Consider the following 20,987-nt stretch of genomic DNA (forward strand, 5'->3'; position numbering starts at 1 on the left):
GGATCAGGCGGCCGTGCTGTGCATGTAGTTCGGCAGCCAGTGCTCGAACGCGCGCGACAGGTTCTCGACCGAGACCTGCGGCTCGCCGGCGACGGCAATGGCATCGCCACCCGTGGTGCCGATGCGCGCGCAGGGCACGCCGGCCCCCTTCATCTTCGCCAGCACGAGGCCTGCGTCGGCCGCCGGTACGGTGACGATGTAGCGGGCCTGATCCTCGCCGAACCAGTAGGCATGCGGGACAATCGATGACGGCGCGGCGAGGAGCTGCGCGCCGATGCCGCTTGCGATCGCCATCTCGGCGAGCGCGATCAGGAGGCCGCCGTCGGAGACGTCATGCACCGCGGTCGCGGTGCCGGCGTGGATCATGCCGCGCACCACGTCGCCGTTGCGCTTCTCGGTGGCGAGATCGACCGGCGGCGGAGCGCCCTCCTCGCGACCGCAGACGTCGCGCAGATAGACCGACTGGCCGAGCCAGCCTTGGGTATCGCCGACCAGGAGGATCGCCTCGCCCGCCGCCTTGAACGCCAGGGTCGCCGACTTGGTGAAGTCGTCGAGCAGACCGACGCCGCCGATCGAGGGCGTCGGCAGGATGCCGCGGCCGTTGGTCTCGTTGTAGAGCGAGACGTTGCCGGAGACGACCGGGAAGTCCAGCGCGCGGCAGGCTTCCGAAATGCCCTTCAGGCAGCCGACGAACTGCCCCATGATCTCGGGCCGCTCAGGATTGCCGAAATTGAGATTGTCGGTGATCGCGAGCGGCCGGCCGCCGACCGCGGTGATGTTGCGCCAGGCTTCGGCGACCGCCTGCTTGCCGCCCTCGAACGGATCGGCCTCGCAATAGCGCGGCGTGACGTCGACGGTGAGCGCGAGGCCCTTCGGTCCGTCCTCGACCCGGACCACGGCGGCATCGCCGCCGGGACGCTGCATGGTATTGCCCAAGATGACGTGGTCGTACTGCTCCCACACCCAGCGCCTCGAGCACAGTTCGGGCGTGCCGATCAGCTTTTCCAGCGCCTCGGCGATGCCGAGCGGCGGCTTGACGTCCTGGCCGCGGATCACCGGCAGCGCAGTCGAGGCGACGTGCGGACGGTCATAGACCGGCGCCTCGTCGCCGAGCTCCTTGATCGGTAGATCGGCCATCACGTCGCCGCCATGCTTGACGACGAAGCGCTTGCTCGGCGTGGTGTAGCCGACGATGGCGAAATCGAGCCCCCATTTGCGGAAGATCGCCTCGGCCTCTTGCTCCTTCTCGGGCTTGAGCACCATCAGCATGCGCTCCTGGCTCTCCGAGAGCATCATCTCGTATGCGCTCATGCCGGTCTCGCGGGTCGGCACCGCGTCGAGGTCGAGGTCGACGCCGAGGTCGCCCTTGGCGCCCATCTCGACCGCCGAGCAGGTCAGGCCCGCCGCGCCCATGTCCTGGATCGCGATCACGCAACCCTTTTCCATGATCTCGAGGCAGGCTTCCAGCAGCAGCTTTTCGGCGAAGGGATCGCCGACCTGCACGGTCGGCCGCTTCTCCTCGGAGGCGTCGTCGAACTCGGCCGAGGCCATCGAGGCGCCGTGGATGCCGTCGCGGCCGGTCTTGGAGCCGAGATAGACGATCGGCATGTTCACGCCGGAGGCCGCCGCATAGAAGATCTTGTCGGCATCGGCGAGGCCCACCGCCATCGCGTTGACCAGGATGTTGCCGTCATAGCGGGTGTGGAAGCGGACCTGGCCGCCGACCGTCGGCACGCCGAACGAATTGCCGTAGCCGCCGACGCCCGCCACCACGCCGGACACCAGATGCCGGGTCTTGGGATGCTCGGGCGCGCCAAAGCTCAGCGCGTTCAGGCAGGCGATCGGCCGCGCGCCCATGGTGAAGACGTCGCGCAGGATGCCGCCGACGCCGGTGGTGGCGCCCTGGTACGGCTCGATGTAGCTCGGGTGGTTGTGGCTCTCCATCTTGAAGACCACGGCCTGGCCGTCGCCAATATCGATCACGCCGGCATTCTCGCCGGGGCCCTGGATCACCCAGGGCGCCTTGGTCGGCAGGCCGCGCAGATGGATCCGGGACGACTTGTACGAGCAATGCTCGTTCCACATCGCCGAGAAGATGCCGAGCTCGGTGAAGGTCGGAACCCGCCCGATCAGCTTGAGGATGCGCTCGTACTCGTCCGGCTTCAGCCCGTGGGCGGCGACGAGTTCGAGGGTGATCTGGGGCTCGTTCTTGGGGGCGTTCATGGGTCCCTTAATAGGTAGATCGAACGGGGGCGAAAAGGCCTTTTACGGGGCATTTTCGGCCTGTCCAGAGCTTTGCGGCGATCAGAGCCCCGCGCGACGGGGCTCTGGATTTCTGTTTTGACGCGTTTTCTACGCGCAAACCGGTGCCCACTTCGCGCGAAAACGCTGCGCCCCGCGGGGTGCGGGATTTGCACAATGGGGATGGATCGGATTTAAGGACCCGAACCCGATAATTGAAGGCTATATTTCGTGAACGAGCTCGCCAAAACCGCATTCAACCGCCGCCCCGACCTGCACGTCGAAACCGAGGGCGAATTCGCCGGCTGGCGAACCTGGACCCGGGACAATTTCGAGACCCATACCGGCCCCTTTTACCACCGCATGGACGAGAACGGCCGCATCAGCTGCGCGTTCCGGGTCGCCAAGAGGCACCTCAACGGCTCCGGCAATGTCCATGGCGGCTGCTTCATGACCTTTGCCGATTACTGCCTGTTCGCGCTGGCCGGCTCGGTGCTCCAGGGCCCCGGCGTCACGGTGTCGTTCGCCTCGGAGTTCCTCGACGCGGCCCGCGAGGGCGACCTGATCGAATGCACCGGCGAAGTCACCCGCGCCGGCATGTCGCTGATCTTCGTGCGGGGCATGCTGACGTCGGCCGAGCGGCCGCTGTTCACCTTCTCCGGCACCATCAAGCGGGTGAAGCGCAAGGCGGCGGCTGCCGGTTGACGCATTGGCTGCGTCGGCAAGCCTCTGGCTCCAGTACCGGTCCCGAAGTATCAGTGTCCTCGCCCGCCAAGGCGCGAAGGGAGCCAATCAAGGTGCCGAAGAGCACAGCGAAGACGGGCGGCGTGACGGCTCCCGCGATCACGCCCACTCCGTCGACGTCTGCGCCGGGCGCACGCGGCTGGCGCGACTATGCGCTGCTCGTGGCGCTGGCCTGCTGCTGGAGCTCGACCTATCCGCTGACCAAGATCGGGCTCGGCTCGATCCCGCCGGTCACCTTCATCTCGGCGCGCTCACTGGTCGCCGCAGCCTTCCTGCTCGTGGTGCTGCGGATCCGCGGCATCCGCATCCCGACCGACCTCAAGGCGTGGAAGCTGTTCGCCTTCCAGCAGACCATCAACTCGACGATCCCGTTCCTGGTGATCACCTGGGCGCAGCTCTATGTGCCGGCCTCCAACACCGTAGTGCTGGCCTCGACGACGCCGATCTTCGCCTTCCTGATCACCTGGGCGATCACGCGGCACGAGCCGGCCTCGCTGCTCAAGCTGGTCGGCGCGATCCTCGGCCTCGCGGCACGGTCGCGATCATCGGCCTCGACGCGCTCTCAGGCTTCGGCAAGGAGATCTTTGCCGAGATCGCGATCCTGCTCGCGACCGTCTCGTTCGCCTGCGCCACGATCTTCGGACTGCGGCTGTCGGATTACGATCCGATGGTGGTCGCGGCCGGCTCGCTGTTGTTCGGCGGCACCGTGCTGCTGCCGGTCGCCCTGATCGTCGACCATCCCTGGACGCTGCACCCGACGCCGCAGGCGCTGGTCGCAACCGTCGTCATGGGCATCTTCTCCAGCGCGTTCGGGTTGATGCTGTTCTACATGTGCTTGACCCGGCTCGGCACGCTCACCACCAATGCGCAGGGTTATCTGCGGATTCCGATCGGCGTCGCGCTGTCGGTGCTGCTGCTCGGCGAATCGGTGCCGTCGAACCTGGCGCTCGGCCTCGTGCTTGTGATGGCCGGCGTCGCCGCGATGACGGTGCCCGCCGAGGCCATCAAGCGGTGGTTGCGAAAGTTCTAGTGGATCGAATCTAACGGATGTGTGTCCCGGCAATGGCCCATCCAGAACTCTGCCTTGGCGGACCTATTCGTCGATACTCCAGGTGCTCCGATCATCGATCGGATTTGGCAATCGACCGGCAAGGCAATCTGCGAGTGATTGCGGGGAGAGCCGGCGATCTCGACACTCGATTACCCACGAAAGGAAGTCGGCAGGTCCGCCATTGAGATACGGCGGTGGCGACACCGGCATGAAGACAGTCGGAAGGCGCTCTGTCAGCGACAGGTAATTGAGAACATGCCCAAGTTCTTGGACCACGCGCCAAGCAAGCGGATCGGAGATATCGATAACGAATTTAACCGACCAAGCCGCGTCGTCGCGTCCTGTCCCGATCCGCCCCTTGATGGCCGGAATTCGGTTCAACAGTGTCGTTAGCGCGATGAATTCCGAATCTTCGCTCAAGGGGCCGCCATTACGTTACGCCCGCCAAGGCTTGGTGCCCTCGCCTGACGGCGGCGATGATCTTATCAGGGCCTGCGATCGAGACGAAGGGTCTGGGGCCGCTCACGCCGACAATTGCTTCTCGGCAATCGAGAGCCACTCGGCCTGGGCATCGCGCAGATATTTCGGCGCGCGCCGCATCTGGATCAACAGCTCGTTGAACACCATGCGCGCCTCGCCGGTGCGGCCGACCAGCTGCAGCAACAGGCCGTAGCGGACCCGCGCCTCCGCGCCCTGAAAATACTGCGTGACCGCCTGATATTCCGCCAGCGCCTCATCGAGCCGGCCGATTTCGGCGAGCGAGCGGGCATAGAGCAGATGCCCCTCGGCGGACTCGAAATCCGGCCAGCGCTCGCGCAGGGCGTCGAGCGTCGCCAGTGCTTCGGCCGGCTGCTTGCGGGCGAACTGGGCCTGCGCCTTGGCCAGCGCGTAGGCGGGATCGTCGCCCTGCGGCAGGCCCAGGACGCGGTCGTAGTGGCTCTCGGCCTCCTCGAAGCGCCCGACATTCTGGCACTCAGCGGCCAGCGCCGCGCGGTTGGCGATGGTATCGGATGTCGCGAGCCGGTCCGACAGTTCGCGATAGCGCTTCTCCGGATCGAGCCGGTTGGCGACGCGCTTGCGCGCCTGCGCGGCGCCCGGTCCGCCCCACCATTCCGGGATCAGCTCGACGACGATATAGGCGAGCGCGCCGATCAGCGGCACCATCAGGATGATGAAGGCCCAGGGCTGCAGGCGCCCGGTGCGCGCGGCGTGATAGATCAGCGAGATGTCGAGCAGCAATATGACCAATGCAACAGGCATTGCGGATCCCCGCGAAGCGGACAGTTCATCCAAATCGCCTCCGTCATAACGTGCCCTTCACGCTGCGACAATCCTCGGTTGTTGCGCCGGCCGACTTAGCGTGAAGAGATCGTGAAGCGGAAGCCGCTATGCTGGATTGGTCTCAGACGGAACCGGGCAGGTTCATGGCACAGCGCACCGAAGGCGCGGCGCGAAGCCGCTATTTCTGGTCGTCCGCGAGCAGCGCCCGGTATTTCGCGACGTCGCGCGTCACCAGTTGCTGCAGCACCTCGGGCGCGAGCTCGTTGGCGTCGGGCGCGACCGTCGACAAATCGACGAACCGCTTCTTCACCGCCTCGCTCGCGACCGCGGTGCGCGCGGCGGCGTTCAGCTTGGCGATGATCTCTGGCGGGGTCCCCTTCGGCGCGAACAGCCCGTTCCAGCCCTGCGCCTCGAACTCGGGCAGACCGGCCTCGGTCGAGGTCGGCAGTTCCGGCAGCGAGGCGAGCCGCACCGTCGAGCCGACCACGACCGCTTTCACGAGCTTGTCGTCGATCGCCTGCGACACCGAGGCCGCGGCATCGCAGACGCCGTCGATCTGGCCGCCGATCGCATCGGTCAGCGCCGGCGCCGCGCCGCGATAGCCGACCAGTTGCACGTCGACGCCGGCGGCATGCACGAAGCTCTTGCAGATCAGGTAATTCGACGAGCCGACGCCGGCATGGCCGAGATTGATCTTGCCGGGATTCGTCTTCGCGTAGTCGATGAATTCCTTGAGGTCCCTGGCCGGAAAATCCTTGCGCAGCGCGACGATGCCGAAGGTCTTGGCGACCATCGCGATCGGCGCGAAGGAGTCGGGCGTGAACGGCAGCTTTGGATAGATCGTGTAGGTCGCGGCATTGGTGCCGGCATTGCCGATCGCGATCGTGTAGCCGTCCGGCTCGGCGCGCGCCGCGCGGGTCAGCGCGGTCGAGCCGCCAGCGCCGCCGACATTCTCGATGATGATGGTCTGGCCGAGCGCGGTGCCCATCTGGTCGGCCACCGCGCGGGCGATCACGTCGGACGTGCCGCCTGCCGCGAACGGCACGATCATCGTGATCGGGCGCTTCGGGAAGTCCTGGGCGTGTGCCGCCGTCGCAAGCACAAGCGCCGCAGCCGCGGCAACGCACCACCGGCGCAGCATTGTCGTTACGCCGCCTTTTCGAACTGCTGGACCAGGCCCGCGAACAGGCCGCGGCCATCGGTGCAGCCCATGATCTCTTCGACGTGGTTCTCCGGATGCGGCATCATGCCGAGCACGTTGCCGCGCTCGTTGACGATGCCCGCGATCGAATGCGCGGCGCCGTTGAAGTTGGAGGCCTCGTCGACTACGCCATCGGCAGAGCAGTAGCGGTAGAGCACCCGCCCGTCGCCTTCGAGCCGCTTCAACGTCTCCTCGTCGGCCTCGTAATTGCCCTCGCCATGCGCCACCGGCACCCGGATCACCTGGCCGGCATTGTAGCCGCGGGTGAACGGCGTGTCGGAGCGTTCGACCTTCATATGCACGTCGCGGCAGACGAATTTCAGCCCGGCATTGCGCATCAGCACGCCCGGCAGCAGCCCGGACTCGCAGAGGATCTGGAATCCGTTGCAGACGCCGAGCACGAGCCCGCCCTTGGCGGCAAAATCGCGCACCGCGTCCATCACGGGCGCGCGCGCCGCGATGGCGCCGCAGCGCAGATAGTCGCCATAGGAGAAGCCGCCGGGCACCACCACGAGGTCGGTGCCTTTGGGCAGCGCGGTTTCGGCGTGCCAGACCATCGCGGTCTCATTGCCGGAGGCGAGCTTCAGCGCGCGCGCCATGTCGCGCTCGCGGTTGATGCCAGGGAAGACGAGGACGGCTGATTTCATCGGATCACCGGATTTTCGACGCTAGTGCAACCATGAATTTTGCGTAGTTGTCATTGCTGGCCTTCTCGTCGCGCGCCGAACTGATCAGGCTGGCAGAGGCTCGCGCACCAAACAGCAAGCCATTGACTTGGTACTCGCTGGCACCGTTGGGCGTCACCGTCAGGCGCCGCGCCCGGAACATCCGCGGCACCGCAGTGCCTTTGTCGCCATCGACACCGATAATCGTGATGCGCTGTCCCGGCGTTCGTTGCTGCAGCGCCTTGATGATCTGATCCTGGCTGTCACGGAACTGCTCCAGGGTCATCGGATTGTCGGCAGCATAAAGCCGATAGCTGACCTTGGACCCCGCACCGCAGCTCGCTTGCTCGCAGTGGAAGATGTGCCTGTCAGGACCGCTGCGCTCGTAGCGCCATCCGCTCACCGCAACCGGCGGCGGTTGTGTCGCGGTGGCGGCAGGCGCCGGCTTCGGTTGAGCCGACGCAGCGCCGATTCCGGCAGCCGTCAGCAGGGCAAGCAGGAACGATCGGACCAATGCGCGATTGCGGCCGGAAAAGGCAGGAGCGGCTGATGTCATTTGGCTCGCTCGGTTAGCTGAGAACCTCGACCCGGTAGTTCTCGATCACGGTATTCGCCAGGAGCTTGTCGGCGGCGGCTTTCAGCGCCGCCTCCGCCTTGGCCTTGTCGGTCGCGGCGAGCTCGATGTCGAACACCTTGCCCTGGCGGACGCTGGCGACACCGTCGACGCCGAGCGATTTCAGCGCGCCCTCGATCGCCTTGCCCTGCGGATCGAGGATGCCCGACTTCAATGTCACAGTCACACGTGCCTTCACGGTCGCCCCTTCAGTCTAGCTCTTCACCAGCACCGGGCCGCTGCCCGCCGGCCGCTCGTTCTCGATCAGGATGCCGAGGCGCTTGGCGACTTCGGTATAGGCCTCGAGCAGGCCGCCGAGATCCCTGCGGAAGCGGTCCTTGTCGAGCTTCTCGTTCGACTTGATGTCCCAGAGACGGCAGGAGTCCGGCGAGATCTCGTCGGCGACGATGATCCGCATCATCTCGTTCTCGAACAGCCGCCCGCACTCCATCTTGAAGTCGACGAGGCGGATGCCGATGCCGAGGAAGAGGCCGGTCAGGAAGTCGTTGACGCGGATGGCCAGCGCCATGATGTCGTCGATCTCCTGCGGCGTGGCCCAGCCGAAGGCGGTGATGTGCTCTTCCGACACCATGGGGTCGTTGAGCTGGTCGTTCTTGTAATAAAACTCGATGATCGAGCGCGGCAGCTGGGTGCCCTCCTCGATCCCGAGCCGCTGCGACAGCGAGCCGGCGGCGACGTTCCGCACCACCACCTCGAGCGGCACGATCTCGACCTCGCGAATCAGCTGCTCGCGCATGTTGAGACGGCGGATGAAGTGGGTCGGCACCCCGATGTCGTTGAGGTGCTGAAACAGGTACTCCGAAATCCGGTTGTTGAGGACGCCCTTGCCCTCGATCACCTGGTGTTTCTTGGCATTGAACGCGGTCGCGTCATCCTTGAAGTGCTGGATCAGGGTTCCCGGCTCCGGGCCTTCATACAGGACCTTGGCCTTGCCTTCATAAATGCGGCGTCGACGGCTCATTGGGATGTACCGTGTTTTGTTGAAATCCATGGATTTGGGTGCTCCGGATGATCAGGGGTTACGACCCACGACGGAGCTGCCGCGGAGGCCTGGAACCTGGGCAATCCAACTGGAAACAGAACAAGAACCATGCCTGTTCGCAACCTATCTGATTGGGTCATCCAGCACAATCGATACCGCCCCTTTGGGGGCACTTATACCGCCCTATCATAAAGGGCCGATTCCGCGTGTTTTGCCTGCGGCTTAACGGCTCGTTGTCTTGCCGATTCCTCCCCCCTATCTAGGCAGGCATTGGGGCTGCCGCAACGCGCGGCGGCCCTTCATTCAGCAAAGGGAACTGGAACTTCAGCCATGAACGAATTCAACAAGCGCGAGGAAGGTTTCGAGAAGAAGTTCGCCCTCGACGAGGAACAGAAGTTCAAGGCCGAAGCCCGCCGAAACAAGCTGCTCGGCCTGTGGGCCGCCGAGAAGCTCGGCATCTCAGGTGACGCCGCCAGTGCCTATGCCAAGGAGGTGGTGGCCGCCGACTTCGAGGAAGCCGGCGACAATGACGTGCTGCACAAGGTTCTGAAGGACCTCACCGCCAAGGGCCAGGCCGTCACCGAGCGCGACGTCCGCGCCAAGATGGACGAACTACTGGCCGTGGCGGCGGCCCAGGTAAAGGCGGGAACGTAATCCCCGGCAACGCTGAACGCCAACCTGGCTGGTTACCCGCGCCGGACACCGTTCCGGCGCGATCCGTTTGTGGACCTCGCCTTGGTGAAGTCGGCGCGGATGATGTCGAGGAGACGGCGTGACGCGGCGCTGAGGAAGCCGCCATGCCGCGTCACCGCGACGACCTCGTGACTTGCCGTGAGATTGCCGACGCGGATCGTCGCGATCGTTCCGGCGCGCAATTCCTCCGCCGCATTGCTCTGCGACAGCAGCGCGATCCCGAGCCCGGCCTCGACCAGCCGCTTCTGGGCCGTGAGGCTGTCGACCGGCGTCCAGTCGACCTCGCCGAGCCCATGGGTCAGGAACAGGGCGAACACGTGCGAGGCGGTGATCTCGCGGCGGCCCGGCACCTCGGGAAAGGCGATCCAGCGCTCATCCCTGAGGTCCGCGAGCTTGCCGATCCTGCGCCCGGCCAACGGATGGTCCGGCGCGCAGACCACCTGGAGCGGCTCGGCGAACAGCACCTCGCAATCGAGTTCGCGTGAACGGTCGCGGTCGTAGCGCAGCCCGATCGTCGCCTCGCCGCGCTGGATCAGATCGCTGACCTCGGCGCTGGTTGCGGTGCGCAGCGTCAGCGCGACGTCCGGATGCTGGCGGGCAAAGCGCTTCAGCACCTTCGACAGCCGCTCGCCGGCCAGCGTGCCCGTCACCGCCAGCGCAACCGGTCCGGAATTGTCGCGCAACAACGCCCGCACCACATTCTCGGCGTCCTGCGCCGCGGCCACCGCGCGCTCGGCATAGGGCACCATCACCCGCCCGGCATCGCTGAGCCGGGTCTTGCCGGCGATCCGCTCGAACAGCGGCACGCCGAGCTCCTGCTCGAGCAGCGCGATGCGCCTTGAGATCGCCGGCTGCGAGCGATGCAGCGCCTTCGCGGCACTGGAGATCCCGCCGCGGCGATGCACCACCAGGAACGTGTTGAGCGCGTCGCTATCCATCGCCGACCCCATGCAAAAAGCTGATGACATCAAGAGAAATAACAAATTTGTCTGATGGACGAAACCGCCCTATCGCTACTGCCAGCGGCATTTGCAAGGACAGGAGCTCACATGCGCACCCAGGCAGACAAGGCAGCACGGTTTCGCGAGCTGCATCAGCGGAGCGGGGCCTTCATCATTCCCAATCCATGGGACGCCGGATCGGCAAAGCTGCTCGCGGCGATGGGTTTCGAGGCGCTCGCGACCACCAGCCTCGGCCTTGCCAACACGCTGGGGCAATCGACCGTCGGCCTCGACGCCATCATCGAGAATTGCCGCGTGATCGCCGAGGCCACCGACCTGCCGGTCAACGCCGACCTCGAGAATTGCGGCGCTGACATGCCGAAGCTAGCGGCCGAGGCAATCCGGTTCGCCGCGGAAGCCGGCGCAGTGGGCGGCTCGATCGAGGACTCGACCGGCAATCCCGAGCATCCGATCTACGATTTCTCGCTCGCGGTCGAGCGGGTGCAGGCCGCGGTCGAGGCCGCGCGCGCCCTGCCGTTCCCGTTCACGCTGACGGCGCGGGCGGAGAATTTTCTCTGGGGACGCAAGGACCTCGACGACACGATCAAGCGGCTGCAGGCCTTCGAGGCTGCCGGCGCCGACGTCTTGTATTCGCCGGGCCTGTACGACCTCGCCACCATCAAGACCGTGGTGTCGTCGGTGAACAAGCCGTTCAACCTGGTGATGGGCTTTGCCGACCCGACCCTGACGGTCGCGCAACTCTCCGCCGCCGGCGTCAAGCGCATCAGCGTCGGCGGCGCGATGCAGCGTCACGCACTCGCCGCGTTCCTGCGCTGCGCTCGCGAGATGAAGGATCACGGCGCCTTCACCTTCGTGCGCGACATGGCGCCGGTGAAGGAGGTGCGCGAAGCGTTCGCTGCCGCGAAAGGCGAATAGGGAGTGGCGAATAGCGAATAGAGAACTCCATTCGCTATTCGCCTTTCGTGCCCTCAACCTTCCTTGAAGCCGTATTCCGGCACGTTGCCGCTCGCCCCGTAATATTTGTACGGAAGGAACTTGCCCGACATCGTGATCTTGACGCGGTCGCCCTTCGGATTGGCGACGCGTTCCATCGCCATGTCGAAGTCGATCGCCGACATGATGCCGTCGCCGAACTCTTCCTCGATCAGCGCCTTCCAGGCAGGGCCGTTGACCATCACCATCTCGTAGAAGCGGTAGATCAGGGGATCGGTCGGCGGCATCGGCGTGCCGGTGCCGCGCATCGGCACCTCGTTGAGCATCGCGGTCTCGGCCTTCGACAGTCCGAACAATTCGCCGGCATTGGCCGCCTGCGGTTTTGTCAATTTCATCTGGCCGAGGATCGCGCCGACGATCAGGACTTCGGAATAGCCGCCGATCTTCTCGCAGATGTGCTTCCAGCTCCAGCCTTTCTCGCGCTTGATGTCGAGCAGCTTTTCGGTGAGGTCTTCGCGTTTCATGGCAGGGTCTCCCTTGTTTGTCATGCCCGGGCTTGTCCCGGGCATCCACGTCTTTGGTTGGCTCAGGCAGACGTGGATGGCCGGGACAAGCCCGGCCATGACGCCTGTGGATTTGGTTCGGCTCCGGCCGCAAGCGCCAATTCCGGCAAGCCCGGCCGCACCGTCGGCACGTCGCGCGGATCGTGGCCGGTCACGTCAGCCGCAAAGCTCTTGCTGCGGCTGACCAGGAAATCGACGATATGGTTGCGGAGCGCATAATAATAGGGGTGGCGGTGCAAATCGATGCGGCCGCGCTCCTTCGGCAGCGGGTTCTCGACGATCTCGGCCAGCACCGCGCCGGGTCCGTTGGTCATCAGGAAGATCTTGTCGGCGAGAAAGATCGCCTCATCCACGTCATGGGTGATCATGAAGGTGGTCTGCCCGGTCTCCAGGCAGATGCGCCGCACCTCGTCCTGCAGCGTGCCGCGGGTCAGCGCGTCCAGCGCCGAGAACGGCTCGTCCATCAGCATGATCTTCGGCGTGATCGACAGCGCCCGCGCGATGCCGACGCGCTGCTTCATGCCGCCGGACAGTTCCGACGGATGCTTGTGCTCAGAGCCGGTCAGCCCGACCAGATCGATGAACTTCTGCGCATGGGCCCTGACCCGGGCGCGGTCCCATTTGCGCCATTTCGAGCTCACGGCGTAGGCGACGTTGCCCAGCACCGTGCGCCACGGCAGCAGCGCATGGCTCTGGAAGATCACGGCGCGGTCGAGGCTGGTGCCTTCGATGCCCTGCCCGTCGACAATCACCGTCCCCTCGCTCGGCTCGTCGAGCCCGGCCAGGATATTCAGCACCGTGGTCTTGCCGCAGCCGGAATGGCCGATCACGCAGCCGAACTCGCCGCGCGTCATCGACAGCCAAAAATTCTCGAACACCGTGGTGGTGCCGCCGCCGGCGCCGGGATAGCGCCGGGCGATGCCTTCGATCGAGATGAACTTGTCGGTCATCCGCAGTAGCTCCGCGAACGAGCTGCGCTCCCTCGCCCCGCTCTTCGCGGGGAGAGGGTTGGGGTGAGGGGCTCTCTCGGCGAGGACGGAGACAGCTGGACTCGCGGAGAGTCCCCCTCACCCGATCGCTTCGCGATCGACCTCTCCCCGCAAGCGGGGCGAGGTGAACATGCGGCGGCGCTCGTGGACGTCATCAGCACTGCATCACTCCGGAAACGTCACCATGCGCGTGACGCGCGCCAGCACCTGGTCGAGCAGCATGCCGACGAGGCCGATCAGGAGAATCGCGATGATCACATTGGTGATCGACAGGTTATTCCACTCGTTCCAGACGAAATAGCCGATGCCGGTGCCGCCGACCAGCATCTCGGCGGCGACGATCACGAGCCAGGCGATCCCGATCGATATCCGCATGCCGGTCAGGATCGTCGGCGCCGCCGCCGGCAGGATCACGGTGAAGGCGCGCCTGACGGTGCCGACCTCGAGCGTCCGCGCCTCGTTGATCCACTCCTTGCGCACGCTCGCCACTCCGAAGGCCGTGTTCAACAGCATCGGCCACACCGAGCAGATGAAAATGACGAAAATCGCCGAGATCGAGGAGTCCTTGATGGTGTAGAGCGCGAGCGGCATCCAGGCCAGCGGCGAGATCGGTTTCAATATCTGGATGAACGGGTCGATCGCCTTGCTGATCAGAGGCGACATGCCGATCATGAAGCCGAGCGGGATCGCGACGATCACCGCGATGAGATAGCCGAGCCCGACCCGTCCGATCGAATAGGCGAGCTGGATGCCGAGCCCCTTGTCGTTCGGCCCGTTGTCGTAGAACGGCCGTTTCAGATGCTCCCACAGCTTGGCCCCGACATCGAGCGGCCCGGGCATCGCCGACTTACCCTGGGTCGCGGTCAGCCCCATCAGTTTTGCATACTCGGGACTCATATTGGCCGTCGTCCCCGCGCTGCGGGTCGCGAGATGCCAGGCGCCGAGAAAGGCAGCGAGCAGCGCGATGGAGACGATTGCGGCGCGAAGGCGGAGGGAGAGTGTCATGCGCGCTCCCTCAACCCGTCGTCCCGTCGAAGGCCGGGACCCATACGCCGCGCTATCGCGGTGAGGCACGCGGGGAGACATCGTGCAAAATCACCGAGAACAGTGGTTATGGGTCCCGGCCTTCGCCGGGACGACGACGCGGAGAAAGCCTCCCTCCTCACGACGACTTCCTGATCTTGAAGCTCGCGAGATAATCGTCGGGCTTGGCCGGATCGAAGCTCTTGCCCATCACCGAGAACGATTTGTACGAGGTGGCGGGCGGCGCGAGCCCCATCTCGGCCATCACCTTTTTGGTGTCGGTCGCGAGATAGACCTGCTCGGCAACCGCGTGATAGTCGACGTCGCCCTTGATCTGGCCCCAGCGCTTCATCTGCGTCAGCATCCACACCGCAAAGGACTGCCAGGGGAACGGATCGAAATCGACGCGTTTCGGATCGGTCTTCACGCCGCCGAGGCCGTCAGCATAGGTGCCGGTCAGGACCTGCTCCAGCACCGTCACCGGCGCGTTGATGTAGTTGGCCGGCGCGATCGCCTCCGCGATCTGCTTGCGGTTCTCAGGCCTAGACGCATAGCCGGTGGCGTCGACGATCGCGCGGGTCAGCGCCGCGAAGGAGTTCGGCGCCGTCGTGATGAATTCGCGGCTGGCGGCAAAGCTGCAGCAGGGATGGCCGTCCCAGATCTCCTTGGAGAGAATGTGCAGGAATCCGACGCCGTCATAGATCGCGCGCTGGCAGATATTGTCGGGCGCGAGGAAGCCGTCGATGTTGTCGGCGCGCAGATTGGCAACCATCTCTGGCGGCGGCACCGAGCGGAGCTGCACGTCGGTATCCGGATCGAGCCCGTGCTCGGCGAGATAGTAGCGCAGCAGGTAGTTGTGCATGGAGTAGTCGAACGGAATGGCGAACTTCATGCCCTTCCAGTCCTTCGGATCGCGCCTGTCCTTGTGCTTCATGGCAAGCGTGATGCCCTGCCCGTTGATGTTCTCGATCGCGGGCACGGTGAACGGAATCGCATCGGCGCCCAGGCCCAGCGAGATCGCGATCGGCATCGGCGCCAGCATGTGGGCGGCGTCGTATTCCTTGTTGATGGTCTTGTCGCGGATCACGGCCCAGCCGGCGGTCTTCACCACCTCGACGTTGAGACCCTGCTTGGCATAGAAGCCGAGCGGCGCTGCCATGATGATCGGGGTCGCGCAGGTGATCGGGATGAAGCCGACCTTGAGGTCCTTCTTCTCTGGCGGACCGGCATCGGCGAACGCGTCGGTCGCCGTCTTCAGCGGGAAGAATTGCGACAGCGCGGCAAGCGCGGTCGCGGCGCCGACCGATTTCAGGAAGGCGCGGCGCGCGATATCCTGCGGAAACACCGCCCGCATCACTGCCGACGCGACGATGCTTTCGTAACGCTTCTCATCGCTGACATCTGCGACCGGCTCGCAGCGCAGCGCGCGCGCCGCATGATCGTGCTCGGCCGCGGTGCGATGCAGCCCGCAGCCGCAGGGCGATCGCGCAAGCGCGCGGTCGGCGTCGAAGGCATCATCTGACGTGGACATGCTGCGCCCCATTGTCGCACCGAACCACGGAGAGCGCCGCGATCCGGTTCATTGATCGGCGTCCGGCCGCGTTTTGCGCCGCCGGACGCCAACAAACATGCAGGTTCTATGCCGCCTTGCCTGTTACGACGGCAGCGGTCGGCAAGCCTTCGTCGATCGGCAGCGACGGGTCGCGCGACCACTCGTTCCAGGAGCCGAAGTACATCCGCACGTCCTTCACGCCGGCGTTCTTCAACGCCAGGAACGTGTTCGAGGCGCGCGCACCCTTGAAGCAGTAGAGATAGACCGGCGTAGTCTGCGAGATGCCGACGGTGGCGCATTCCGCGAGGATCTCGTCCTTCGACTTGAAGCGCGGGCCCTCGCCGGTCGGCTTCATCATGCGGTACCATTCGAGCCAGACGGCGCCGGGGATGCGGCCCTTGCGCGGGCAGAAATCCTTACCGTAGGGCGAGGAGCTGTCGCCGATCCACTCGTCGACGTCGCGCACATCGAGGATCGCGATCCCTGGCTTGTCGAGCGCCGCCAGCATCGCCTTGGCGTCGATCATGATGTCGCCGGCCTCGGGCACGATCGCGAAGGAGGCCTTCGCCGGCACCGTCACGTCGGTCGTAACCGGCAGGTCGGCCGCCTTCCAGGCATCGAAGCCGCCATGCAGCACCTTGATCTTTGGATAGCCGAGCATGGTCAGCAGATAATAGCCGCGGCAGGACTGGCCGAAGCCGGAATTCATCGACTGCTCGTAGATCACGGCGGTCTCCTTGCCGGAGAGACCGGCGGCGCCGAACGCGTCGGCGAACTTGGTCTTCAGCTCGTGGATGCCTTCCGGCGTCGAGGTCGCAAGGAACGTGAAGATGTCATGCACATTGACGGCACCGGGCAGATGTCCCGCCGCAAAGGCATCCGGATTCCGCGTGTCGATGATGACACACGGTTCTTTGGTGATGAACCCGGCAAGTTCGCCGGCGGTGATCAGAACGTCCGTCATGGCAGCCTCTCCTGTTGCGTGGTTGCAGTTGTGGTGGTCCCGAACTCTCTCTCACCCGTCCGCCAGCATCTTGCGCAGCTGCTTGGTGGCGGGCGTGACGATGGCGACGAAATAGGCTTCGCGAAGCCTGCGCTGGGCGCGATGGCTCATCAGATAGCCGCGCGCGCCGCAATGGAGCATCGCCGCATGCGCGACCGCGACGCTGGCATCGCCGATCCGCAAGCGCAGCGCGACGACACGGCGCCAGTAGCTGTCGTCGGTATTGTAGGGATCGTGCGCCAGCGTCATCGCCTCCTTCTCGAACTCGGCATAGAGCTCGCGGAATTGCACCGGCTGCTGCGGCAGATAGCGGTTGACGTGACCGAGCGGCGCATGGACCTCGTCCATGACGTTGATGCAGTCCTTCATCAGGCCGAGGCCCATGCCGGCCTGCAGCAGGATGAATCCGGCACGGATCTTCTTCACGAACGGCGCGGCCGGCTCGGCCAGGATCAGATCGTCAGGCACGAACACGTCGCGGAACTGGACGCCATAGGTGCCGGTGCCGTCCATCGCCAGGAACGGCTTGCACGGCGTCAGTGTGATCGCGGGGTCTGAGCAGTCGGCGAGGAACATCACGGTGCCGCCCGGCTCGCCCTTGGCGATGCCGCCCTCGTCCTCGCGCTCGAAGATCGTGCCGAAGTAATGGTCGGGGCCGAGATTGGACACCCAGGGCAGCGCGCCGCGCACGATGTAGCCGCCATCGACCTTGCGGCCCTTCAGCTTCAGCCGCTCGATGCCGAAGAAGCTCTTCATCGGGTTGGAGAGCCCGGTGCCGCCGAGCGCGCGCCCGCTGGAGAAGCAATTGCCGAAGCGCGCGGCGAGCTTCATGTTGGTGGAATTCGCGACGTACCAGACCAGCGTGTTCTGGCACCAGGCCATGAAGGCGGTGGCACCGCAGACCTCGCCGAGCGCGGCCATCGACTGGATCGCCCAGCGCAAATCGGCGGGGCCCTCCTGTGGCACGTGGCTGCTCCACGCGCCGACCTTGCCGAGCCGGCGCAGGAAATCGCCGGGATAGACCGAGCCGGCATCGATCGCGGATGCAAGCGGTGCCAGCTCCTGACGCGCGAGGCGCGCGACCTCGTCCGTGATGGTCGGTGCGGAATCTTGAGCTGCGACCCGCGATAAAGCCAGTGAACCCATGGATGGTCTCCGCACCTTAAAATTGCCGGTCGAGTGCTACGCGCTGACCTCGAGATTGACGGGACGGGTGAAGGTGTTGGCGACCGGCGACCACTTCTTCACATGCGCCACCAGCGCGTCGATCTCGGCCTGCGGGACGCCGTCGCATTCCATGTCGACCTTGACGCGGACGTCGGTGAAGCCGACCGGCTTCTCGCTGACATCGCCGGTGCCCCACACCGCGGTGATGTTGAGGTCGCCCTCGAGCTCGAGCTTGTTGACGATCCAGCCGCGATGCACGGCGTTGGCGTGCAGGCCGACCGCAAGGCAGGAGCCGAGCGCGGCGAGCGAAGCCTCGGAGGGATTGGGCGCAGTGTCGTCACCGAGCAGCCCCGGCGGCTCGTCGACGATGTAGGGCGCGAGGTTGCGGATGTAGTTGGCGTGGCGGAACTTGCCCTCGGCCACCGTCTTGCATTTCAAGGTCTTGATCACCTTCGGGTTGGCCTTGCCGTTGGCAATCAGCTGCTCGAGCCCGCCTCTGTCGATCGGCGCGAGGCAGCCGGTCAGTGCGGTTTTTTGAGCGACAGCGGTCATCAGTTTTCTCCCTGGGAGCGATTGAAATGGTCAGGATACCGAACGGTCTGTTTCCTGCACGAAGCGTGCCAGTCCGCCACCAAATCAAAAGGTGAAATCGCGCAGGCGCTTAGCTCTGCCTGCCTGCCTGCGGATTGATCAGGGTGCGGCTGCTCAAACGCGGTGCATCTGCCGCGCTGCCGCGATTATTTTCAGCGCAGGACCGCGCAGATAACCGCCCCCGCGAAGATGCGGCTTGATGATTTCACCGCGCTCCGATTTACTGCCGCGCATGGCCAAATCGCTTGCAAAGAAAAAACCTGCCGCCGCGTTCGCCGCCGGCGATGACGAATCCGCGCGCGGACGCCTGCTCAACGCGGCGACGCATCTGTTCTGCAAGAACGGCATCAACGCCACCGGCATCGATGCGATCATCGACGAGGCCGGCACCGCCAAGACCACGCTCTACAAATTGTTCGGCTCGAAGACCAACCTCGTGCACGCGGTGCTGGAGAGCGAAGGCAAGCAGTGGCGCGAATGGTTCATCGGCGCGATCGAGGCCGGCGGCGGCGATCCGCAGACCAAGCTGTCGCGGATCTTTCCTGCGCTGCAGGTCTGGTTCGCCGAGGAGCGCTTCTATGGCTGCCCCTTCATCAACGCGGTCGCCGAGCACGACAAGGACGCGAAGCAGTTCCGCAATATCGCGCTGAAACACAAGAAGGTGGTGCTGGCGCATATCGAAAAGCTCGCCGCCGAGATGGGCGCGGCCGAGCCGGCCGTGCTCGCGCACCAGCTCGCGCTATTGATCGACGGCGCCATCGTCGCCGCGATGGTGTCGTGTGATCCCGCTGTCGCCGACACCGCGGGCCTCGCCGCGGGCAATCTGTTCGCGCCGGCCAAGGTGAAGAAGCCGAAGCGCGCAGGCGGCGCGGCCGAGCAGCTGGTCGCGGTGTAAGGCAGATACTCCTACAGATCAAAATTCGTCGGCATCATCACGACGTCGCGAATCGTCATGCCGCGCGGCCGCGTCAGCATGAACATCACGACTTCGGCGACCTCGCTGGCCTCCAGCAGGCTGCCCGCCGCCTTGGCCTCCTGCAGCTTCTCCGCCGGCCAGTCGGCCAGCAGCGCGCTGATCACCGGCCCGGGCGAGATCGACCCGACGCGGATGCCGTGCTTGAACACCTGGCGCCGCACCGTCTGCACGAAGCAGTTCACCGCCCATTTCGACGACGCATAGACCGGCTCCCACGGCGTCGGGAAATGCGCGGCCAGCGAACTGGTGACGATGATGTCGCCGGTGCCGCGCGCGATCATGTGCGGCAGCACGTCGTGCACGTTCTTCATCACGACGTTGACGTTGAGGTTCAGCATCCGGTCGATCGCTGATGTGTCGGCATCGACGAGATCGCCGCCGACATAGCTGCCGGCATTGGCGTGCAGGATGTCGAGCTGGCCGGCCCCCGCCAGCACCTTCGGCAGCAGCGTCGCGCAATCGGCGGGATCGAGCAGGTCGATCACCAGCGGGATCACGGCATCGCCGTGCTTGCCGGCGAGCGCCTGCAGCGCCGCGGCATCGCGGTCGACCATCACCACGCGCGCGCCCGCACCCAGCATCGCCTCGCTGCTCGCCAGCCCAATGCCCGACGCCGCCCCGGTCACGGCCGCGACCTTGCCTTCCAATTGCTTCGCCATCGTCTCCACCTTGTCAGGTCAGTGCGGCGTACATGGCAACACATCACGGTCGCAATGTCAGCTCCCATGCGACGAGCGACGTTGTATGACGCACACGTCTTGTCACATGCGGAGCATCGGCGGTCGCGTGGCGAAACGGCGGCGCAGCCATTTTGCCGCCGGCCCCGCCGGCCGCTGGCTGTGCCAGACCACTTCGAGCGCGACCGGATGCGCGCCCTCGTCGAATTCCAGTTCGGGAATTGCCAGTTCTTCGGCAACCGACGAACTCGCCATGATGTGTGCCGGGATCAGCGCCCAGCCGACGCCTTGCTTGAGGATTTGCAGGATCACCCAATGGCTCTCGACCCACCACACCTCGGCCGCCACACGCAGCCGATGCCGCTCGGTGCCTTCATTGCGCACCGTGACCATGATTTGGCGATGCCGCTTCAGCTCCTCCCAGTCCACCCGCCCATGCGCCAGCGGATGGTTCTTGCCGCAAACCAGCTGCAGCGGCACCCAGCCGATGGTCTTGAAGCCGAGTTCAGGCGGCAGATGCTCCTGCCGCCACATCACGCCGACATCGGCCTTGCCGTCGAGCACGAGACGGCTGACGTCCTCCATGATCGGAAACAACAGCTCCAGTTCGACATGGGGAAAACGCCCAGCGAATTCCGCAAACAGCTCCCCGACCGCGCTCTCCGGATAGAGCTCGTCGATCGCCACCACCAGCCGCTTCTCGACATGCGCCTCGAAACTGCTCGCAACACCGATCAGGTGCTCGCGACGATCGAGGATCAGTTTTGCTTCCGGCAATAGTCGCGCCCCCGCTTCGGTCAGCACCGGGTTGCGGCCGGCGCGGTCGAACAGCGCGATGCCGAGGTCTGCTTCCAGGTTGGCGACGTGCGTGCTGACGGCCGATTGCGCTTTCTTCAGAAGCCTCGCCGCGCCGGAGAACGAGCCCTGCTCGGCAGCCGCCACGAAGGATTCGAGCTGGTCCATGGAAACGGCCATCTATCTCTTTTCCAGATATTATCTAACTTTGTTATCGCACAATATCAGATAGAAACCCGGTCACAACGACAAGAAAGGGTTTCA

The 20,987-nt window shown here is 65.1% G+C and carries 22 protein-coding genes and 1 pseudogene; 5 read left to right on the plus strand and 18 right to left on the minus strand.

What is annotated here, in order from left to right:
• Positions 1-3: 3 nt before the first annotated feature.
• Entirely contained in the window at positions 4-2,223 is a 2,220-nt protein-coding gene (gene purL, locus HAP54_RS47390) for a phosphoribosylformylglycinamidine synthase subunit PurL (protein ID WP_166298140.1), read from the minus strand.
• Between the two features lie 249 nt (positions 2,224-2,472).
• Here purL and HAP54_RS47395 point away from each other — a divergent pair, with 249 nt between their 5' ends.
• Together HAP54_RS47395 and HAP54_RS47400 are read left to right on the plus strand one after the other, a co-directional pair.
• On the plus strand, positions 2,473-2,946 hold the full coding sequence (locus HAP54_RS47395) for a PaaI family thioesterase (protein ID WP_166298141.1): 474 nt from the start codon (positions 2,473-2,475) through the stop codon (positions 2,944-2,946).
• Between the two features lie 92 nt (positions 2,947-3,038).
• Positions 3,039-4,015, plus strand: a pseudogene (locus tag HAP54_RS47400) (DMT family transporter).
• 63 nt (positions 4,016-4,078) lie between these two features.
• On the opposite strand, the gene HAP54_RS47405 reads toward HAP54_RS47400, so the two are convergent.
• From HAP54_RS47405 to purC, 7 genes are all read right to left on the minus strand, one after another.
• Positions 4,079-4,456 (minus strand): hypothetical protein, encoded by a 378-nt coding sequence (locus tag HAP54_RS47405; protein WP_210297443.1) that lies wholly within the window; start codon positions 4,454-4,456, stop codon positions 4,079-4,081.
• Positions 4,457-4,558: 102 nt separating this feature from the next.
• A complete protein-coding gene (locus HAP54_RS47410; protein ID WP_166298142.1) occupies positions 4,559-5,296 on the minus strand; it encodes a CDC27 family protein in 738 nt (245 codons plus the stop codon).
• Between the two features lie 199 nt (positions 5,297-5,495).
• Positions 5,496-6,458: a tripartite tricarboxylate transporter substrate binding protein BugD gene (locus HAP54_RS47415; RefSeq protein WP_166298143.1), complete on the minus strand. Its 963-nt coding sequence runs from the start codon at positions 6,456-6,458 to the stop codon at positions 5,496-5,498.
• 5 nt (positions 6,459-6,463) lie between these two features.
• A complete protein-coding gene (gene purQ / locus HAP54_RS47420) occupies positions 6,464-7,165 on the minus strand; it encodes a phosphoribosylformylglycinamidine synthase subunit PurQ (protein ID WP_166206990.1) in 702 nt (233 codons plus the stop codon).
• 4 nt (positions 7,166-7,169) lie between these two features.
• A complete protein-coding gene (locus HAP54_RS47425) occupies positions 7,170-7,739 on the minus strand; it encodes a hypothetical protein (RefSeq protein WP_248114343.1) in 570 nt (189 codons plus the stop codon).
• Positions 7,740-7,752: 13 nt separating this feature from the next.
• Positions 7,753-7,995, minus strand: a complete 243-nt coding sequence (purS, locus tag HAP54_RS47430; protein ID WP_029083848.1) for a phosphoribosylformylglycinamidine synthase subunit PurS — start codon at positions 7,993-7,995, stop codon at positions 7,753-7,755.
• 15 nt (positions 7,996-8,010) lie between these two features.
• Positions 8,011-8,778 carry a phosphoribosylaminoimidazolesuccinocarboxamide synthase gene (gene purC / locus HAP54_RS47435; RefSeq protein ID WP_016843454.1) on the minus strand — a complete coding sequence of 256 codons (768 nt, stop codon included), beginning with the start codon at positions 8,776-8,778 and terminating at the stop codon, positions 8,011-8,013.
• 351 nt (positions 8,779-9,129) lie between these two features.
• On the opposite strand from purC, the gene HAP54_RS47440 reads away from it, so the two are divergent.
• Complete coding sequence (locus HAP54_RS47440; protein ID WP_029083849.1) at positions 9,130-9,453, plus strand: DUF1476 domain-containing protein; 324 nt, start codon at positions 9,130-9,132, stop codon at positions 9,451-9,453.
• 32 nt (positions 9,454-9,485) lie between these two features.
• On the opposite strand, the gene HAP54_RS47445 is transcribed toward HAP54_RS47440, so the two are convergent.
• On the minus strand, positions 9,486-10,430 hold the full coding sequence (locus HAP54_RS47445) for a LysR family transcriptional regulator (protein ID WP_166298144.1): 945 nt from the start codon (positions 10,428-10,430) through the stop codon (positions 9,486-9,488).
• Positions 10,431-10,541: 111 nt separating this feature from the next.
• On the opposite strand from HAP54_RS47445, the gene HAP54_RS47450 reads away from it, so the two are divergent.
• Positions 10,542-11,369 (plus strand): isocitrate lyase/PEP mutase family protein, encoded by an 828-nt coding sequence (locus HAP54_RS47450; RefSeq protein WP_166298145.1) that lies wholly within the window; start codon positions 10,542-10,544, stop codon positions 11,367-11,369.
• 53 nt (positions 11,370-11,422) lie between these two features.
• On the opposite strand, the gene cynS is transcribed toward HAP54_RS47450, so the two are convergent.
• The 7 genes from cynS to HAP54_RS47485 form a co-directional block, all read right to left on the minus strand.
• Positions 11,423-11,911, minus strand: coding sequence for a cyanase (gene cynS, locus HAP54_RS47455; protein WP_050629156.1), 489 nt, complete (start codon positions 11,909-11,911; stop codon positions 11,423-11,425).
• 62 nt (positions 11,912-11,973) lie between these two features.
• Positions 11,974-12,900 (minus strand): ATP-binding cassette domain-containing protein, encoded by a 927-nt coding sequence (locus HAP54_RS47460; RefSeq protein WP_166298146.1) that lies wholly within the window; start codon positions 12,898-12,900, stop codon positions 11,974-11,976.
• Between the two features lie 204 nt (positions 12,901-13,104).
• Complete coding sequence (gene ntrB, locus HAP54_RS47465) at positions 13,105-13,944, minus strand: nitrate ABC transporter permease (protein ID WP_166298147.1); 840 nt, start codon at positions 13,942-13,944, stop codon at positions 13,105-13,107.
• A 157-nt stretch (positions 13,945-14,101) separates the two neighbouring features.
• A complete protein-coding gene (locus tag HAP54_RS47470) occupies positions 14,102-15,493 on the minus strand; it encodes a CmpA/NrtA family ABC transporter substrate-binding protein (protein WP_166298148.1) in 1,392 nt (463 codons plus the stop codon).
• Positions 15,494-15,599: 106 nt separating this feature from the next.
• Complete coding sequence (locus tag HAP54_RS47475) at positions 15,600-16,478, minus strand: sulfurtransferase (RefSeq protein ID WP_166298149.1); 879 nt, start codon at positions 16,476-16,478, stop codon at positions 15,600-15,602.
• A gap of 51 nt (positions 16,479-16,529) precedes the next feature.
• The gene (locus HAP54_RS47480; RefSeq protein ID WP_166298150.1) at positions 16,530-17,663 is read right to left on the minus strand and encodes an acyl-CoA dehydrogenase family protein; all 1,134 of its coding nucleotides are present in this window, start codon (positions 17,661-17,663) and stop codon (positions 16,530-16,532) included.
• 36 nt (positions 17,664-17,699) lie between these two features.
• Positions 17,700-18,236, minus strand: a complete 537-nt coding sequence (locus HAP54_RS47485) for an OsmC family protein (protein WP_166298151.1) — start codon at positions 18,234-18,236, stop codon at positions 17,700-17,702.
• 271 nt (positions 18,237-18,507) lie between these two features.
• On the opposite strand from HAP54_RS47485, the gene HAP54_RS47490 reads away from it, so the two are divergent.
• The gene (locus tag HAP54_RS47490) at positions 18,508-19,170 is read left to right on the plus strand and encodes a TetR/AcrR family transcriptional regulator (protein WP_166298152.1); all 663 of its coding nucleotides are present in this window, start codon (positions 18,508-18,510) and stop codon (positions 19,168-19,170) included.
• 11 nt (positions 19,171-19,181) lie between these two features.
• Here the strand turns inward: HAP54_RS47490 and HAP54_RS47495 are convergent, their stop codons facing one another.
• Together HAP54_RS47495 and HAP54_RS47500 are read right to left on the minus strand one after the other, a co-directional pair.
• Entirely contained in the window at positions 19,182-19,910 is a 729-nt protein-coding gene (locus HAP54_RS47495; RefSeq protein ID WP_166298153.1) for an SDR family oxidoreductase, read from the minus strand.
• A 102-nt stretch (positions 19,911-20,012) separates the two neighbouring features.
• Complete coding sequence (locus HAP54_RS47500; RefSeq protein ID WP_166298154.1) at positions 20,013-20,903, minus strand: LysR family transcriptional regulator; 891 nt, start codon at positions 20,901-20,903, stop codon at positions 20,013-20,015.
• Positions 20,904-20,987: the final 84 nt, after the last annotated feature.

This window comes from Bradyrhizobium sp. 2S1 (genome assembly GCF_011516625.5).
Taxonomy (GTDB): domain Bacteria; phylum Pseudomonadota; class Alphaproteobacteria; order Rhizobiales; family Xanthobacteraceae; genus Bradyrhizobium; species Bradyrhizobium septentrionale.